Source organism: Providencia sp. TYF-12 (assembly GCF_041344805.1).
Classification (GTDB): Bacteria; Pseudomonadota; Gammaproteobacteria; order Enterobacterales; family Enterobacteriaceae; genus Providencia; species Providencia huashanensis.
This window is the reverse complement of sequence record NZ_CP166833.1, coordinates 691,428-709,118: the sequence shown is the minus strand read 5'-3', so window position 1 is coordinate 709,118 and position 17,691 is coordinate 691,428. Positions and strand designations below refer to the sequence as shown.

Annotated in this window: 15 protein-coding genes; 6 read left to right on the top strand and 9 right to left on the bottom strand. The window is 37.4% G+C overall.

The annotated features are described in order from the left end of the window. Window positions 1-12 precede the first annotated feature (12 nt). A complete protein-coding gene (locus ABE954_RS03060) occupies window positions 13-630 on the bottom strand; it encodes a DUF3156 family protein (RefSeq protein ID WP_042849077.1) in 618 nt (205 codons plus the stop codon). Continuing rightward, complete coding sequence (locus ABE954_RS03055; RefSeq protein WP_042849078.1) at window positions 605-2,095, bottom strand: APC family permease; 1,491 nt, start codon at window positions 2,093-2,095, stop codon at window positions 605-607. Before ABE954_RS03055 ends, ABE954_RS03060 begins: the two co-directional genes overlap by 26 nt. 397 nt (window positions 2,096-2,492) lie before the next feature. Between ABE954_RS03055 and ABE954_RS03050 the strand changes: the two genes are divergently transcribed. Next, entirely contained in the window at window positions 2,493-3,161 is a 669-nt protein-coding gene (locus ABE954_RS03050; protein WP_094301196.1) for a LuxR C-terminal-related transcriptional regulator, read from the top strand. A 2-nt stretch (window positions 3,162-3,163) separates the two neighbouring features. On the opposite strand, the gene ABE954_RS03045 is transcribed toward ABE954_RS03050, so the two are convergent. From ABE954_RS03045 to ABE954_RS03025, 5 genes are all read right to left on the bottom strand, one after another. Next, a complete protein-coding gene (locus tag ABE954_RS03045) occupies window positions 3,164-3,907 on the bottom strand; it encodes an SDR family oxidoreductase (protein ID WP_042849080.1) in 744 nt (247 codons plus the stop codon). A 125-nt stretch (window positions 3,908-4,032) separates the two neighbouring features. Then, window positions 4,033-5,526, bottom strand: a complete 1,494-nt coding sequence (locus ABE954_RS03040; RefSeq protein ID WP_042849081.1) for an aldehyde dehydrogenase family protein — start codon at window positions 5,524-5,526, stop codon at window positions 4,033-4,035. Window positions 5,527-5,554: 28 nt separating this feature from the next. Further along, window positions 5,555-5,923, bottom strand: a complete 369-nt coding sequence (locus ABE954_RS03035) for a cupin domain-containing protein (RefSeq protein ID WP_042849082.1) — start codon at window positions 5,921-5,923, stop codon at window positions 5,555-5,557. Window positions 5,924-5,972: 49 nt separating this feature from the next. Then, window positions 5,973-7,277: an FAD-binding oxidoreductase gene (locus ABE954_RS03030; protein ID WP_042849083.1), complete on the bottom strand. Its 1,305-nt coding sequence runs from the start codon at window positions 7,275-7,277 to the stop codon at window positions 5,973-5,975. Between the two features lie 319 nt (window positions 7,278-7,596). Next, window positions 7,597-8,343, bottom strand: a complete 747-nt coding sequence (locus ABE954_RS03025) for a helix-turn-helix transcriptional regulator (RefSeq protein ID WP_042849084.1) — start codon at window positions 8,341-8,343, stop codon at window positions 7,597-7,599. 254 nt (window positions 8,344-8,597) lie between these two features. On the opposite strand from ABE954_RS03025, the gene ABE954_RS03020 reads away from it, so the two are divergent. Beyond that, a complete protein-coding gene (locus tag ABE954_RS03020) occupies window positions 8,598-9,542 on the top strand; it encodes a nucleoside hydrolase (RefSeq protein ID WP_042849085.1) in 945 nt (314 codons plus the stop codon). A gap of 41 nt (window positions 9,543-9,583) precedes the next feature. Here the strand turns inward: ABE954_RS03020 and ABE954_RS03015 are convergent, their stop codons facing one another. After that, on the bottom strand, window positions 9,584-10,570 hold the full coding sequence (locus tag ABE954_RS03015; RefSeq protein WP_042849087.1) for a glycosyltransferase: 987 nt from the start codon (window positions 10,568-10,570) through the stop codon (window positions 9,584-9,586). A 293-nt stretch (window positions 10,571-10,863) separates the two neighbouring features. Here ABE954_RS03015 and ABE954_RS03010 point away from each other — a divergent pair, with 293 nt between their 5' ends. From ABE954_RS03010 to idi, 4 genes are all read left to right on the top strand, one after another. After that, window positions 10,864-11,775, top strand: a complete 912-nt coding sequence (locus ABE954_RS03010; RefSeq protein ID WP_042849088.1) for a DUF808 domain-containing protein — start codon at window positions 10,864-10,866, stop codon at window positions 11,773-11,775. Window positions 11,776-12,160: 385 nt separating this feature from the next. Beyond that, window positions 12,161-13,921: a nitrate/nitrite two-component system sensor histidine kinase NarX gene (narX, locus tag ABE954_RS03005; RefSeq protein WP_048608607.1), complete on the top strand. Its 1,761-nt coding sequence runs from the start codon at window positions 12,161-12,163 to the stop codon at window positions 13,919-13,921. A 37-nt stretch (window positions 13,922-13,958) separates the two neighbouring features. Beyond that, the gene (gene narL / locus ABE954_RS03000) at window positions 13,959-14,597 is read left to right on the top strand and encodes a two-component system response regulator NarL (protein ID WP_226619212.1); all 639 of its coding nucleotides are present in this window, start codon (window positions 13,959-13,961) and stop codon (window positions 14,595-14,597) included. A 167-nt stretch (window positions 14,598-14,764) separates the two neighbouring features. Next, a complete protein-coding gene (gene idi / locus ABE954_RS02995) occupies window positions 14,765-15,286 on the top strand; it encodes an isopentenyl-diphosphate Delta-isomerase (protein WP_071547687.1) in 522 nt (173 codons plus the stop codon). Between the two features lie 15 nt (window positions 15,287-15,301). On the opposite strand, the gene ABE954_RS02990 is transcribed toward idi, so the two are convergent. After that, complete coding sequence (locus ABE954_RS02990) at window positions 15,302-16,852, bottom strand: aromatic amino acid ammonia-lyase (protein WP_206227263.1); 1,551 nt, start codon at window positions 16,850-16,852, stop codon at window positions 15,302-15,304. Window positions 16,853-17,691 lie beyond the last annotated feature (839 nt).

The window sequence follows — 17,691 nt, the reverse complement described above, 5'->3', positions numbered from 1 at the left end:
ACTTATTCAAATTCAACGGATAATCCGTTTTTTTTCCATCAGTTGGCTAATTAACTGTAATGCGCTCAATAAACGATGACGTTGCTTGCTCTCCAGCCTCAGATAACGTCGTGTTGCAGGAATACGACTGACCATCTCTGATGCAGTAAAAGGTTCAATCTCACAACGCCACTGACCATGATTAAGCTCTATTTGGCATCGGTTAAAATCCAACTCTTCTAATGTTTGCCGAATAATGGGATATTCATTCAACCAGCCAATAACCTTAGCCCCATCTATTTGTTTAGATACAAAATGGATATGTTTTTTCCTTACACTTCCTCGCGTTTTTACTTCAATTTTTGCATTAATATCCTGATGACAAATACCAGAAACGGCAAAACGGCTATATACAATAAAAGCAAGAAACAGCTTTCTTGGGCGTTCAGTGACTTCAATCGTTAATTCAGGTTGTAATTGAATAAGGAGCGCTCCCGGTGCCCGCCATTCACACGGATAAGGAAGCATATCTCGCTCAATACGATTAAGTGTTAGCCCAGTTTGATAGCCCACTGGTAAACGTTTTTTGGTTAATCTGCTGCCTAGCCGCTGCCATAGCGAATATTTAGGCGAGGTTGCGTAATGGCTCAAGTTGGCCTCCCTCAATTTCTTCATCTCGGAATGAGTTTGATAGGACTGACTCTACACTTAGCGGTTTGAATGGGTTAACTTTTTGCACAAAAACCGTCCAAATTAAGGCATAACCAGCAGTTAAACCTAACATTATTGCAAAAGGAATATATACATCAGACTTACTCATACCCGGTGGAGTGATATAAACAATGGCTAAAATAATGCCCACACTCGAAATAATCTGTGGCAGAGGGAAGAATGGTGAACGATAAGCGCGGTGTAAATCAGGGCGACGGATACGCAATAGCACCACGGAAATAGTTACCAATAAATAAGCAACTCCCCAAGAGCACACAGCGGCTAATACTAAAGGAATGATGCGGTCAAGATCGCCTTGGATAGCAAAGGCGTGTAAACAAGGGATCATCACAGCAACTAAAATACCAAATACTGGTGTTTTAAAGCGTGGGTGTAAGTAAGCAAAGATGCGAGGTAATGCACCATCAAGTGCCATCCCGTAAAGAATACGCGGTACTGCGGCCATTAAAGTATTGATTGTGGCTCCACCAGCAAGTAAAAGTGCCACACCAATCCAATATTTACCAAACTCACCCATCACTAATTCCGCAAATGCTGGAATAGCCATTGGTGTTTCCAATAAACGGGTTCCCGTTTGTGGGTCAACCACCACATTTTCCACTTGGTTCGCTAATGCGGCTCCAAATAGCACCATACACAGAGCGACACAGAACAACCCTGTTGTCATTGCCCGCGGAATAACTTTGGCTGAGTTTTTAATCTCAGGCGCCATTGGTGTCACTAACTCACACCCTACAAACATGAACATGGCCATTCCAATAAAACTCAGTACTAATGTTGGGTCTGTATTCAATGGCTGACCAAACCAACCATCCGTCTGTACATGAAATGGTAATAACAAGCCGCTTATGCTGAAGATCACTAATGTAGACCACATAGCAAACGTCAGCACAACTTCCACCTTACCAAAAGCTTCGATCCCAAAAGCGTTTAAAATACCAAAAGTAACAACAAGCCCAACACCAACCATCCACGAGGAATTACTGGTTTCTAAAACCGTATTTAAATGCTCAAAATTAACCAACGCCATAATTCCAGAAAGAATTGTTTCGGCCGTTCCAGCAAAGACATGCACTATTAAATAGGCAGAAAGCGCCCCAGTAATTGCCCAGAAGCGCCCCATTCCACAAGAAATATAATCATATACCGAACCTGATGTTGGTAGGATTGCAGCAGCTTCAGAAAATGTTGTTAGCTGAGCTTGCATCATAATAAAACTCAACAACACCGCTAAAGCAAAAGTATCACCGCCAATGCCGAATCCACTAATAACCGTTAAGATAACAGGACTAGCCATAATCAAACCGGCAGAACTTGCCAATGTTGTAGGAAAGCCAACTTTCCCATTCTCTAGATGTGACGACAATTTTGAGGATAAATTCATTTTTCTTCCCTCTCGCTCCATACACAGTCATGAATGTGAATTTTTTGTAAAAAAATAGTGACTGAATTGCCACTATAAAAATAAGCACAAACGACTCGCTATCGTTCTAAAGGACGATACCCAGAGAGAGGGGGGAACCAAAAAACAGCGCAAAAAGTACCAACAACTGAATCAAAAAATAGATAATTAATTAGATATCAATGCATAACAAAAAAACGCTTTGTTAATATATTAATAATAAGTTCACTAAAGATACCCAAAAGCAATAGAGCATTATTGGATGGGTTTTAACGATTTTTAAATACTGCAAGCAACCTCACGTTATTAACATGTTTACTTTATGTTAATATCAATAAGGCGCATGATAATAATTCGATTGGCTACGGAAGGTAATATGATGAGCTCTTTATTGTTTAGCCCTCACCAACAAACATTGATTGATTGCTGCCTAAATACGATTGCTCATATTATTCCTATATCAGCATCCGTGTATTATCTGGTTAATGACCACTGGCAACCCGATAACTATATACTTTATGGGGTTCCCGCAAAAATGCACCAAGATTATCTTGCCTGTTTTTATCAGCTAGATCCTTTACACCCGAATAACTTTCGTAGCAGTGACTTACGCTTAGTGAGAATGGGGGCGGAGGCACGTCAGCAAAATCAGGCATTCTTCCATGACTTTATGCAACCAAATAATATGACGGATATGGCTGAAATCTTTATTCGGCGGAAAAATAAGATTATTGCTGGAATTTCAATCATGCGAGATAGCCCTTTTAGCCAACAAGAAATCATGCGGTTAAATGCAATTTTACCTGTTGCAGAGCTAATGACATTTGATGTGCTGCCTGATTCCTTAGTTTCTTATACCCCTAAAGAACAAGAAATTATCCACTTAGTACGAGAAGGTGCAAGCAACAAACGTATTGCATTATTATTAGGTGTATCTCTGTCTACGGTAAAAACGCATTTGCGGAATATTTTTACCAAAGCACAAGTCACCAACCGGACAGAACTTGTTTCATCAGGGTTCATTATTCGCCAAGAAAAGCATTTTTAGCCCTAACGGCCACCAGCCGCATCAATTATTGTCCCTGTGACATAGGATGAAGCATCACTCAGTAACCAAGTGATAATCTCCGCAATTTCCCTAGGCTCTCCACCTCTTTTCATCGGTAACTGTGCCGCAATGCGATCCACTCGACCTTCCTCACCACCATCCTTATGCATCTGTGTATAGATATAGCCAGGGCGTACACCATTCACACGAATACCTAGCTCAGCCAGTTCTAATGACAACCCTTTCGTAATAGAGTCCACAGCACCTTTAGAAGCCGCATAATCAATATACTCCCCCGCAGCCCCTAACCGAGCCGCAGCTGAGGAAACATTAACAATGGCTTTATTTTGAAATTGATTAAAGAAACGGGCATGCTTAATGAATTCTCTGCAACAAATCAGTAGCCCAGTTACGTTAGTCGCCAGCACCTTATTAATACGTTCCGCTGACAACCCCTCAGTAGTCGATTGTTGAAATAAAACACCGGCATTATTGACTAAAAAATGAAGGTCACCGTACTGTTGCCTGATAGTGTCGAATAGCTTAACAACATCACTTTCATCACTAATATCACATTGAAATGCATCAGCCATACCACCCGAGGCTTGGATTTCCCTAACAAGATTTTCTGCGGACTGTTGGTCACTTTTATAATTGACCAACACATGCATACCTAGGCTTGCTAACTGGATGGCGGTAGCACGGCCAATCCCCCTGCTCCCCCCTGTAATCAACACTTTTTGCATTAGGTTATCTACCAGTAATGATAATTAACCTATCTTAACCATAACTTGCACTCTATGCGCAATAAAATACAAAAAACCCGGCTTAATCGCCGGGAAATATTGATTAATTTCATGTTAGCTAAATACTAATAACGCACCATGACAGATTTTAACTCGGTGTAATACTCGATAAAGGCACTACCAAACTCACGCCCAACCCCTGATGACTTAATTCCACCAAAAGGCACTGCTGGGTCAAGGAAGGTATGCATATTCACCCAAACAGTCCCCGCTTCAATTTGTGAAATCATGCGCATCGCTTTACTTAGGTCATTAGTCCATAAGCTAGCCGCTAAACCAAATGGAGTACTATTCATTAACTCAATAAGTTCATCTTCATTGTCATAACTGAGGAATGTCCCTACAGGGCCAAATGTTTCTTCCTTCATCAACGCATCATCTGGGCTATTTGCACGAATAATGGTTGGCGGTACAAAATAACCTGTACCAGCAATAGGCTGGCCGCCATAAATAATTTCATTACCCTCTTGGCGTGCTTTTTCAAATAAAGCGAGAATTTTTTCATAATGCGCTTTATTTGCGAGTGGCCCCATTTCTGTTGTTTCATCTAACGGCGCCCCCACTTTCATCACAGACAAGCGGGCTTTTAACTCAGTTAATACGGGTTCCATTAACTTAGATGGAATATAGAAACGCTCCGCGGCTGCACAAATTTGCCCCTGATTCAGATATCCAGCCTCAATGATGCCATTGACTATTTTTTCAACGGGTAAATCCGCTAAGAATGCAGCGCCATTTTTACCACCTAACTCAAGCGTAACACGGGTTAATTTTCCTTCCATTGCGGTACGCCCTACCGCTAGCCCCGTTGGTACAGAACCCGTAAATGTCACTTTGGAACATAGAGGATGATGGATCAGTGCAGGCCCAACTTCACGACCTCCACCATTAATGATATTAATAACCCCGTCTGGGATACCTGCTTCTTTTGCTAGCTCAACTACCCTTAACATCGTTAAAGGGGTAAATTCACTCGGCTTTAACACAATGGTACAACCGCAAGTTAATGCAGCGGCTAATTTCCAAATAGAAATCATTATGGAAAAATTCCAAGGAATAATACCTGCTACTACCCCAACAGGCTCCCGCTGTGTAAATGCCGTGTATTTTTCACCATTAAATGAAGGCAATGAAACATTGAGAGTCTCACCACTGATTTTCGTTGCCCAACCAGCAAAATAACGTAAAAATTGTGCGGACGAACCCACTTCAAGAAAACGAGAAAGCTGAATTGTTTTCCCTGAACAAAGGGTTTCTAGCTGAGCCAGTTCTTCAAGATGTTTCTCAAACAAATCAGCAAGGCGGTTTAAGCAATTCCCTCTCTCCATCGGTGTTGTATTTGCCCAAGCCCCTTTGAATGCAGCGTGAGCAGCTTCCATTGCTGCATCAACGTCTGCTAATGTGCCTTCTTTCACTTTCGCAATGACTTGCTCAGTGGCTGGATTAACGACATTAAAAAAAGTATCGCCCATGCCAGAAACCGGCAACCCGTTGATAAAATGGCCATGTTGACGTTTCAGAAATTCACTGACCTCTGGTAATAGGGTTAACTCACTCATCGTTATCACTCCACTTAATAGGAATTAATTAGGCATTGACACAAGCTAGGTAATGTTTGACAAAACGCGGGGCATCAATTTCCCACAAAACTTCTGTCCCTTTCGCTGCAAACCATGTATCACCCTTATGATATTCAACCGTTACACCCGTTTTCACATCGGTTAACTTGACTGAACCTTCGTGAACGGTCGCCATTTCATCAAATGGGTATACCATTTTGAACTTACCTTTTGTACAAGCGAAAATTCCACATGTCAGATTATCAGTGGGTTCGCCATGTATCATCGCAACACTCGCTTGAGGATCGCCCTCGACAACTACAGACCCTAAGTTTGTAACACTACCTACATTCAGTAATTCCGGCAGTGGTTTATTCAATAATAATGGACTAATCATGATTTTTACCTTTAATCAATTTTAATAAAATAGATGGACTGATAACGAACTAGCGCCGCCCCTGCCAATAACCCGATGTTTGATGCATAATTTTGGCAAGTGAAACAATGACATTACGCATGCTATCTTTACCAATAATGTTGGCATGAGGAATAGAGCTCATTAAGTCATAACGATGCGAACCTTCCACCATCCCCTCAGCAAGAACTTTACAGACAATTTGGCTAGGCGTGACACCGAAACCGGAATACCCTTGAGCATAAAACACATTTTTATGCTGTGGTAATGTACCAATTTGGGGAAATAAATTTGCACTACAGGCCATTGGCCCCCCCCAAGCAAGTTCGATTTTGACATCTTTGAGGTAAGGAAAGACTTTTAACATTAAATTCCGGTTCCATGCTTTAAGATCAGATGGAATGTACTCAAGGAAATGCGTCGAACTGCCAAATAATAAACGGTTTTCATTCGTCACACGGTAGTAATCAATTACAGGGCGAATGTCACTATATGCGCCTCGGATTGGGCTGATCTGTTCAATTAGCTCGTCCGGCAATTCTTCCGTCATTAATTGATATGCGTAAGTATTAATCGTTTTAGGGTAAATTGTTGGTTCAAGACCGTTTAAGAACGAATCGCAAGCCCATAACATTTTTTGGGCTTTAACCGTGCCCATCGCCGTTCTTACCGTGATGGTATTTCCATACTCAACATTTAATACTTGGCTATTTTCAAAAATTTTAGCGCCATAAATTTCACTTATTGCTTTTGCTTCACCCAATAGCAAATTCAATGAATGAACATGCCCACCCCCCATGTGTTTGATACCACAGGTATAAGCATCAGAACCGATAATCTGTTTCAGTTCTGTACCACTATAGAATTCAATTTCCTCATCGGGATCAACGGATTTAAAATCCTTTAGCCAACCACGTAAGGTTTTTTCTTGGCGCTTGTTGCTACCTAAATAAGCGTAACCGCGGCAGAAATCAGCATCGATATCATATTTAGCAATACGCTCACGCATGATCCCAGCCCCCATGTTACTGAGCTTAAAGATCGTTTCTAACCCTTCAGGGCCAACATATTTTTTAATTGCATCAATATCATGGCCAATACCTGCCATAACTTGGCCGCCATTACGCCCAGAACCACCATAGCCTAGGTGACGCCCCTCCAAGATAGCAATATTGGTAATACCTTTTTCACACAACTCGAGTGCCGTGTGGACCCCTGAAAAGCCACCACCAATAATGACAACATCCACATCAAGATCTTCTTTTAATGTAGGAAAGCGTAAGTCATATTTCTTAGTTGCAGCATAATAAGTTAGTGATTCTACTTGGTTATTCATAACGGATACCCTGTTTAGTATCTTTCGATAACCTGATTATCTTAACCTTGCATTAACAATTACATAGCCCTTTAGGGACATTCGAAACATAAAGTTAACATTTGTGACGTGAGTAGAATATTTATATAAAAATAAAATTTAGTAAAGTTTATTTTTTTAATTAAAATTCAATTAATTAGATAATTATTGCCATATTAATAATATAACAATTTATGAGTTGAAATACTTAAAAGTATTCTAATAAATATTAGATAAAACTAACACCATGATAAATAAACTAAATAATTCTAATATTTTGAGGTAAGGAAATTCACCCTACCTATTGAATTGGCCTATTCATAAATAAGTTAAATAATTCAGCTTGCGAATTAATATCTAATTTCTGGTAAATATTCTTACGATGATTTTTGACTGTCCCTAAACTGATAAAAAGCGACTGTGCAATCTGTGGGGAGCCTTTACCAGCAAGGATCAGTTCAACAACCTCACACTCTCTTGGGGTTAACCCAAACCGCGTTTGCATATCCGCATTTCGGTAATGATGAGAAACTGCATGAGGAGAGACTTCTTTATGAAGCCTAGCCATACTACGAATAATATCGCAAGCATCTTTAAGTGGGGCTTGTGTATGCTTTCCTGAGAAGAAAGGTCTATCTTCGTTACCAAAAAAGATCCCTAGTTGCCTACCTGTTGAGATCTCTAACAATAAACCCGCTTCATCACACCAACCCGTTTTACGATAGAAATTAAGATAATAATCAGTGTGATAAAAACCTTTAGGTGCCAATTCTTTTAGCGTGAGTACCGTCGAAGCGCCCCCTTTCTGGATTTCTTGATAGAATGGGTCCATTAAATAAGCACCTCGCTGATAGATCCTATTAACACTATCACTATTGCGACGTTCGACTTTAGATAGAAATCGAGGAGGTGCACCTTTCTCAAAAGAATATACAATCGCATTATCAAATGTGATGAATGAAGATAACCATGATAATAAATTAGGGTAAAACTGGTTAGTTGCAACAGAATCAATTACATCTGGCAATTTATTGAGATAATTATCCATGCTCCCTCCTAGTTTATTAACTTATTAATAAAGTGTATTTATACTCCAAGCTAAAGGATATAAGAAACACATAATCTTTATAAACTCAACATGATTGTTATTAATATGTTAATTATGTCACTATGATATTAGTAACATTAATGAATAGTTTCATTACATTAGTATTCATTAAAATGAAGCTTAAATCACAAAATAATAAATAAATCCTTATATTATGTTAATCAAAAGTAAATAACATAATGAAAGGAGCAAAAATGCAGAAATACAAAATTATTTTAGATTGTGATCCTGGACATGATGATGCTATGGCTATCTTTTTGGCGTTAGGTAACCCAAATATAGATTTACTCGCTGTCACGACTGTCGTTGGAAACCAAACTCTAGACAAAGTGACTCACAACGCACGCGCAATTATGGAATTCGTTGGTGCAAATAATATCCCTATAGCTGCTGGCTGCCCTCGTCCCTTAGTAAGGACAATACAAACTGCCCCTGAAGTTCATGGAAGCACAGGGCTTGATGGGACACACCTTCCAGAGCCAACACAGCCAATTGACCAACGCCATGCTGTCGATTTGATCATCGATACAATCAAATCTCATCCCCCTAAAACAATTACTCTCGTTCCTATTGGTGGATTAACAAATATTGCTTTAGCCGTCAGAAAAGCACCTGAAATTGTAGAGTTAGTAAAAGAAGTCGTTCTGATGGGGGGAGGCTACCATACCGGTAATCGCTCTGCTGTAGCTGAATTTAATATCATCATAGACCCTGAAGCCGCCCATATTGTATTTAATGAAAAATGGCCGATTACCATGGTTGGATTAGACCTCACCCACCAGGCTAGGCCAAATGATCTAATCATGGAACAAATTGCTCGTTTGAATACACCAATTAGCCAATTTGTTGTGGAATCCCTAAATTACTACACAACAGGTTATCGCCAACGTAATGGTTATAGCGACCATGCACCTGTCCATGACCTTTGTGCCGTCGCTTATGTTATTAACCCATCGATAATGGAAACAGTTAAAGCGCCAATTGATATCGAGTTACAAGGTACTTTAACTACAGGGATGACTGTCACTGATTTTCGTATGCCGGCCAAAGCCGAATGCCATACACAAGTTGCCACAAAGCTCGATAACCCAAAACTATGGGAAATGTTTATAAATTCCCTTAAGCAATTAGGTAAATAAATAATGAAAAGGTAGCCTCTGTCAGCTACCTTTTCAAAAGATTATGATTTAAGGATTTCTTTTAATTTGGTATAGCGCCTAATTAAACGCCACTTAAGTTTTACTGTCGTCGCATGTTCCCATACTACTTGCCAGTAACCTTTATCAAAAAACTGCTGCACCATCTCTTTTTGTGTTTCAGGTGACTTAATTGCCAGTAAGGCTTGGATCACCCCTAAGCCTTCCTTACCAACCTGCCATAAGCAAGCTGGTGCTTGTTTGACTTGCTCAGGATAGCGCCGATAAATATCTAGCAACATATCAATGATTTTCAAATAAGTGTTTATCTTACGAACTGAGCGTTCATCACCCGTCAATGAGTGAGAAACTGATTGGTTATGGATCAAATAACGATAATACTGTTCATTAATAAATTGCACACGTTTTGCTACTAACAAAACTTCAGTCGTCCAAGGAATATCTTGATGATGCAACTTAGGCTCAAAGAAAAAATCATGTTGGCGTAACATCTCTAAACGGTATAAGTTCAACCAAGTCACATGTAAAAACTTACGTGAGCTTAACCCTTTTTCAAGCCATTCAGGACCAGATATCACCCCCGTAGAGGGTACTTTGTTTGGTGGGAAAATAGCCTTCGGTGCGTCACCATTGGTATAAACATATGTCCCATTACAGGTTGCAACGTCTAGGTCTCCAGATAATGCGATTTCTAATAGACGTCCATACATTTTAGGGTTAATTTCATCGTCTATATCAGGAAATGTAATATATTTCCCCGTTGCTTCAGCCATTCCAGTATTACGAGCAACCGAAACACCTTGATTTTCCTGAGATAATACTTTGAAACAAGCAAACTTATCTGCATAAGCATTGATAACGCTTTCACTATCATCCTTAGAGCCATCATTAACAACAATAAGCTCCCAGTTCTCTAATTTTTGCGCTATTAAACTTTCAAAAAACTGAGGTAGAAATTTTTCACCATTATAAACGGCAACAACAATGCTCAAAACTGGCTGAGAAGACATGTATTAACCTTATACCAATCTACTTAAAATTATTTATAACCCAAAGTGGTTAAGTCAGACCGAAAGACCAACTATAAATGTGTTACTTCACTAAAATTAATTAGTTAGAAACACAAAAAACGCATTGGTTCCATTGTCATAAAAATTTAATAATTCAATGCGCGGCATTTTTAACTGTAATGGTATTATTAAATTTTATAGATTATGGTTAATACCAAGTGAACTAATTATCGCTAAACCAACCTAATAAACATTAACTACACCTTAAAAAAGAAAATAATGAGGATATTATTTTGGCTGGAAGCAGTTTACTCACATTACTTGATGATATTGCCGCAGTATTAGACGATGTTTCCGTCATGACTAAAATGGCAGCTAAAAAAACATCTGGCGTTTTGGGTGATGACCTCGCTTTAAATGCTCAGCAAGTCACAGGAGTACGGGCTGATAGAGAACTTCCTGTTGTTTGGTCAGTTGCTAAAGGCTCGTTTATTAATAAATTAATACTTGTCCCTTTAGCACTACTAATTAGTGCCTTTTTACCTTGGGCTATTACACCATTACTTATGCTTGGTGGGGCTTACCTATGTTTTGAAGGTGCAGAGAAAATTGCACATAAGTTATTGCACCCCGAAACAAAAACAGCCGCTACTATGCAAAAACAATTATCTCCTGAAATGCTTAGCGAGTTTGAAAGTAAAAAAATCAAAGGTGCTATCCGTACTGACTTTGTACTATCTGCTGAAATCATTGCAATAACATTAGGGATTGTTTCTTCAACGACCTTTATGAATCAAGTTATTGTGCTTTCTATTATTGCGATTGTAATGACAATAGGTGTTTATGGGCTAGTCGCAGGTATTGTTAAATTAGATGACTTAGGGTTTTACTTGCAGAAGAAAGCATCTACAGCATTAAAAAAATGTGGCAATGCTTTAATTTATATCACACCATATCTAATGAAAACCTTATCTATTGTAGGCACAGCCGCAATGTTCATGGTTGGTGGTGGTATTTTGACACATGGTATTAGTTACATTTCAGAATGGATCGATGAAATTGCTTTTACCGCAATTTTGACCCCTATTATTGGCAGTACAATGCAGTTTGTCTTACCTACCATTATTAATTTATTTTTTGGTTTAATCGTAGGTTTACTTCTAGTTGCAATAATCAATTTATTCAAAAAACTTAAAAAAAGTTAACCTCAAAAATAAGATAGCACAGACGGTTGAGTGCTATCTTTCTCTCCATTGTTTACCATTTTTATTTTTTCGCTATAAATTTAATTGCATATCGAGTTACAAACATAAGCAAACTGATCTAAATCAAAAGAAATTCATCTTTAATTTACGTTATAATACGTAGATGTGTATTTTAGAATATAACAAAAAAAATAGATTAACCATTAAATATCAATTAGTTGAAATCATCAGTATATATATTAAAGCTTAATTTTTTGCTTTAGCGCTCACACCACCGAAAAAATATACCACCAAAGTAGTATATTTAATATTATGCTCTTTATGAACAATACTAGGTGTTCAAGCTTTTTAATTTACTATGAGCTTTATTTTTGAGGAAGGAAAAATGCCGACTCTGTATCGTCGCTTTTCAATTATTAACCAAGTAATCGGCCTGATGCTACTTATTGCGATCTTGGGGATTATTGGAATGACGATTTCAAATCGTATGATTATTAGCGTCCAAGGCAATGCCCATGCAATAAATAAATCAGGCTCCTTAAGAATGCAAAGCTACAGGTTACTTTCCTTAGTACCATTAAATACTCAAAATCAACGTTATCTAGGCATATTAGAAAATGATTTAGTAAGCCCAGAACTAACACAAGTAGTAAAAGTCGAAAATTTAACCCCCCAATTTAATGAACTTCATAATTATTGGCTACATACACTGAAACCAGCGCTAATGGCTGCTGAGTCACCAAATGATGCAAGATACGAAGTAATATCATTCGTTAATAAGCTTGATGAACTAGTCCATAATATTGATGAAAAAACAGAAAGAAAAATTGCTTATGTCGCAATGACCCAGCTCGTTTTTATTAGTTTAGTTTTTTTGTTATTAATGGGAACAATGTGGCACCTAAGACGGAAAATTTATTACCCATGGGTAAAATTATTGTCAATGGTGACTGCTATTGGCCAAAAAGATTTTAGTCAGCGCTACCCTAAAAATCACCAACAAGATGAGTTAAACGCTTTGGGTGAAACACTTAACCAAATGTCCGATGAGTTGGCTCAAAGTTACCATCAATTAGAGGAAAGGGTTGCAGAAAAAACAGCGGACCTGATGACAAAAAATCGCGTTTTATCTTATTTATATCAATCAAACCAAATCTTACATTCTTCGGAGCCTCTGTATTCACGCTTACAAAAAGTGCTGATTGAGCTCAAAAATATTACCCTATTAAAAAATCTCAGCTTACGGTTATACGAAGAAAGTAATGATGCCTATTTTCATGAAATATGTTGTGATTCAATAGGGCTATCTGAATTAGATAATCATGTTACAAAACAACCCTCCCCGATAATAAAAAAAGCAATAACTATGCAGTGGGATTTGTCTGACAACATGCACCGATATGGTGTCATCATCGGTGAAATTGAAGATACAGAAGTCCTTTCAGATGAACAAAGCAATCTAGTTTCTGTATTGGCCAAGCAAATTTCAGGCATGTTAGCAATGGAGCATCAAATAGAGCAACAACAACAGCTATTGATAATGGATGAGCGCTCAGCCATTGCTCGTGAGCTTCATGACTCTATAGCTCAATCATTATCCTGCTTAAAAATGCAAATTAGCTATTTGCAATTGCAACCTGAACCATTACCAGAAAGGCCTCAACAGTTGTTAACTGAAATGCGCAGTGAGATTAATACCGCGTATAGTCAGTTAAGAGAGTTATTAACCACCTTTAGGCTTAAATTAACTGAGCCTGGGCTCTTACCCTCTCTAGAGAGTACAATCAGCGAATTCAGTGAACGAATGGGCTATTCAATAGGATTGAATTATAACCTACCAGCGAAAAGTATTTCGCCACACCAATCAATCCATATTATACAAATAATCCGAGAAGCCCTTAGTAATATCCTAAAACATGCAAATGCTAAGCGGGCTGAAGTATCATTAAGTCAACATGCGGGTATCGCTAGCATTACTATTACTGATGATGGCACTGGAATCTCATCTAATGCTGATAAACTTAACCATTATGGGCTAATTATTATGAGGGAAAGGGCACTGAGTCTTAAGGGTGAGTGTTCTATTATTTCTAGAGAGCAAGGGGGGACTCAAGTTAAAGTGACTTTCCCTTTACCTGACGCTTAAAACACCGGAAAAATCATCTATGGAGAATACAAATATAATGAATGAAAAATCAACCATCCTACTTATTGATGATCATCCGATGCTAAGAAATGGGGTCAAACAACTGATTAGTTTAGAACCTTCATTACAAGTCATCGGAGAGGCAGGAGATGGGAAAACAGGTATCCAAATCGCAGCAGAACAAGACCCTGATTTAATTCTTCTCGATCTGAATATGCCGGGTATGAATGGCTTTGAAACTCTAGATGAGCTAAGAAAAAGGGAACTTTCTGGAAGAATTATCCTTTTTACCGTCTCTAACTATAGTGATGACCTAGTCAACGCGTTAAAAAGAGGGGCTGATGGTTATCTACTTAAAGATATGGAACCAGAAGAGCTTATTGTGGCTCTTAAAGAGGCTGCCAGTGGAAAATTAGTTGTCAGCCCAACGCTAGCTTCAGTACTTGCTGAATCATTAAGGGACAATACAACACAAGATGAAAACCATATTGCATCCTTAACACCAAGAGAAGCGGACATCTTAGAACTCATTTCACAAGGGTTGTCCAATAAAATGATAGCTCGCAAACTAGATATTGCAGAAAGTACAGTAAAAGTTCACGTTAAACATTTGCTTAAAAAATTAAACTTAAAATCTAGGGTTGAAGCTGCTGTTTGGGTATTACAACAAAAATAATCCTCACTACAGCCCTATCGCAGCTATATAAATAATAAAATAGCTGCGAGTTAAAAAAAATAAGACTAAGAATTAAACTAAAATAAGAGATAAATAGCTCTAATTTGCAAACTTTTATTTTTAGTTATAATAAACTATACGTATAGTTTTTAATGGAAATAATAAAAATGGAAGATCAGTTAATTTTAGTTAATGAAAATGATGAACCAATAGGTGTAATGCCTAAATTACTCGCACATCAACTCGGTCGCTTACATCGCGCCTTCTCTATTTTCATTTTTAATGACCAAAATGAATTGCTTATCCAGCAAAGAGCGCTTCATAAGTATCACTCTGCTGGCCAATGGGCTAATTCATGCTGTAGTCATCCAAAACCACATGAAGATACCCTACAAGCCGCACAACGACGACTTAATGAAGAATTAGGGTTCATCACGCCTTTAACTCATGTTGGTTCATTCACTTACCATGCTGAAGTGAGTGGAGGATTAATAGAACATGAATATGACCACCTATATGTTGGCCACTATAATAAAGTGATCTATCCCAATATTGAAGAAGTCGCATCCATCCGCTGGGTTAGTATTTCTAAACTTATTTATGAAATTAATCAACAACCGGAGATTTTTACTCCGTGGTTTAAAAAAATACTGACTAAATACCCATCATTAAATTTCAATTTAGCTTAATTAACTGCCCGATGATTATATTTCATAATTTAAGATATAATCATGTATCAATGTTAATTCTTTTGAAAGTGATTTATCTTCACCATTTAAATCAATACATTCACTTATCATATGATAAATACTATCTGTTTTTGAAGATAATAAATAAGAGGGATCTTTCTCTTTTCTTAAATTAATTGCTTGTACCACACATAAAAACACAATCGAAATTAATTCATATCCATACATTAATTGATTTTTTAATTTTTCAGCAACAAACTGTGCATTCGTCGCAGTATCCTCAACACCACCTGCGACAGAGAAGTAATCTAATGAAGCTGGCATTGCTAGATATTTAATTCTCATTGCTAAAGTAACTGCGGGCTTTTCAATGGCACCAAGTGCATGAAATGCAGTTCTATTACCTAAAAACCGAGTTAGCTGTGTAAAATAAGGGTCATTAAGTTTTACTATCTGCTGTACACTTGCTAGTGCATTATGAGCAATCGCTAAACTTAATTTTTCGATAGATAAAACCCAAGGTAGTGTTTCAAAATTTCCACTTGGAAGCACTGCCTGATGACAATCATTTTCAGCCAAATTATTATTTACATGTTTAGTGAGCACGCATGGATTATCATTTGATCCATTTACTTGAATGAGGAGCTGTTCTTTAGCTTGTTCATAGCTTAAACGCAACTCTGCTAGCCGATATACCCCACAACGATAGCTTAGAGGGTCTTGTAAATGACGTTCATCGTCGTAACATTCCAACGAAGAACCAACTAATAGGCTTCTAAGTTTTTCTCCCATTGCAATAACTTCAGGGTATGCACAAGCATCCAAAACCTGCTGATTTAAAGGTGAGAGGTTACCATTTAAGGCTTGAAGATTTAAACAATACAATAACTCACTTATATTTATGTAATGTGCTGTTTTTAATAACGCAGCAGCTGCTATAGCAACAGAATAAGCGTTTGAACATAATAAAGAGAGTGAATCTTTTGCCCAAGGTTCTATGGGGGGAATGCCCGCAAGTTGAAGTGCCTTTGAAGAAGACATTGTTTTACCTTGGTAAATTACCTCTCCCTCACCTAATAATGTAAGCCCTATATGACTCAATATAGTAATATCCCCCTCACCAATAGAACCCATGCTTGGGATAAAAGGAATGATATCTCTGTTAAGTAATTCGACATAGCTATTAATTATTCTAGGTTGAATTCCACTATAACCATTAAGTAACATGTTAATGTGAATTCCCATGATCCCTCTAATTAAACAGCTATCTATTGGCTTACCTATACCCACAGAATGTGCACTTATTAGTTTTTTATTAAATATCGTTGATTTTTCAATTAGCTCTTCAGTAAACCTACCATTTAATTTTATATATTCCGTATCTTTATTTAAGCCAACACCTACTGTTAGACCATATATCCTTGCTCCTTTCTCGGCCTCTAATATTAATAGGTTATGGCTTTCTTCTAATTTTTCCACTACCATATAATCCACAGCAATATCTTCACCATTCATAATTAATTCTATATCATGAAGTTTTAAGTTTTTTCCATTCAGCAAAACCATACACCCTCTCTAAAAAAAGAAAAAATAAACAATTTACAACTGTCTTTTTACTTATTTATAGTAAAAACTAAAACTCATCATTTTTAAACTTTAACTATCAAACATTATTAATTAGGGAGGAATAATAATTATAATGGTATAGTTTTATTATGTTTAATAGCAAATTTTATTAAATATAGAGGACAATAAGTAATGCCAGACCATTAGTTTTAAATCAATCAATTTTATATTTTAATACATCGTAAAATATGATTCATGGGCATCTATATATTTGAATGATAAGGGATACAATAAAAACTAGCGCAATAATAATTTAATAATAAAAGTTAATTTCTAAGTTGGTTATTATTTAGCTAAGCTTAAAAATTATCATAATTATAGTGATTAATTATTAAGCTAATTTTTGATTAGCTTACCGCTTTCTATTTTTTCTGTTTTCAATCATAAGAAGTAACGGGCTAAGTAAACAAAATGAGCACCTGTTAGCCACTATCAATTTCGCCTAAGATACAAAAAAATTAATTACTGAGCTGACTACTAATTAGCCCATCATTTCGAACCATATCTGCCATTTATCTGTATTTTCTATATAGATGTCATTTTGCCAAAGCCAGTAATAAGGGCTTATGCATGACCATAACCAATACGATGATAAGAAACCGAATAAAAAGCACGAGCACAATAAGCAAGGTGATCACACAAGTTAGTTGCTAAGTGAATTATTGACTAGCAACAACAAGGTGTAGCATAAATACTGAGGGTGATTTTAGATGAGAAAAGGAACTACGATAAGGGCTAAAATGATAAAAAATGAAGTAGACGTACTCGTAAGTTACTGA

Excerpts from the sequence above, each read along its gene's own strand:
- ABE954_RS03055 (WP_042849078.1), bottom strand. The coding sequence starts at position 2,095 with ATGAATTTATCCTCAAAATTGTCGTCACATCTAGAGAATGGGAAAGTT.
- ABE954_RS03050 (WP_094301196.1), top strand. The coding sequence starts at position 2,493 with ATGAGCTCTTTATTGTTTAGCCCTCACCAACAAACATTGATTGATTGC.
- ABE954_RS03045 (WP_042849080.1), bottom strand. The coding sequence starts at position 3,907 with ATGCAAAAAGTGTTGATTACAGGGGGGAGCAGGGGGATTGGCCGTGCT.
- ABE954_RS03040 (WP_042849081.1), bottom strand. The coding sequence starts at position 5,526 with ATGAGTGAGTTAACCCTATTACCAGAGGTCAGTGAATTTCTGAAACGT.
- ABE954_RS03035 (WP_042849082.1), bottom strand. The coding sequence starts at position 5,923 with ATGATTAGTCCATTATTATTGAATAAACCACTGCCGGAATTACTGAAT.
- ABE954_RS03030 (WP_042849083.1), bottom strand. The coding sequence starts at position 7,277 with ATGAATAACCAAGTAGAATCACTAACTTATTATGCTGCAACTAAGAAA.
- ABE954_RS03025 (WP_042849084.1), bottom strand. The coding sequence starts at position 8,343 with ATGGATAATTATCTCAATAAATTGCCAGATGTAATTGATTCTGTTGCA.
- ABE954_RS03020 (WP_042849085.1), top strand. The coding sequence starts at position 8,598 with ATGCAGAAATACAAAATTATTTTAGATTGTGATCCTGGACATGATGAT.
- ABE954_RS03015 (WP_042849087.1), bottom strand. The coding sequence starts at position 10,570 with ATGTCTTCTCAGCCAGTTTTGAGCATTGTTGTTGCCGTTTATAATGGT.
- narX (WP_048608607.1), top strand. The coding sequence starts at position 12,161 with ATGCCGACTCTGTATCGTCGCTTTTCAATTATTAACCAAGTAATCGGC.
- narL (WP_226619212.1), top strand. The coding sequence starts at position 13,959 with ATGAATGAAAAATCAACCATCCTACTTATTGATGATCATCCGATGCTA.
- idi (WP_071547687.1), top strand. The coding sequence starts at position 14,765 with ATGGAAGATCAGTTAATTTTAGTTAATGAAAATGATGAACCAATAGGT.
- ABE954_RS02990 (WP_206227263.1), bottom strand. The coding sequence starts at position 16,852 with ATGGTTTTGCTGAATGGAAAAAACTTAAAACTTCATGATATAGAATTA.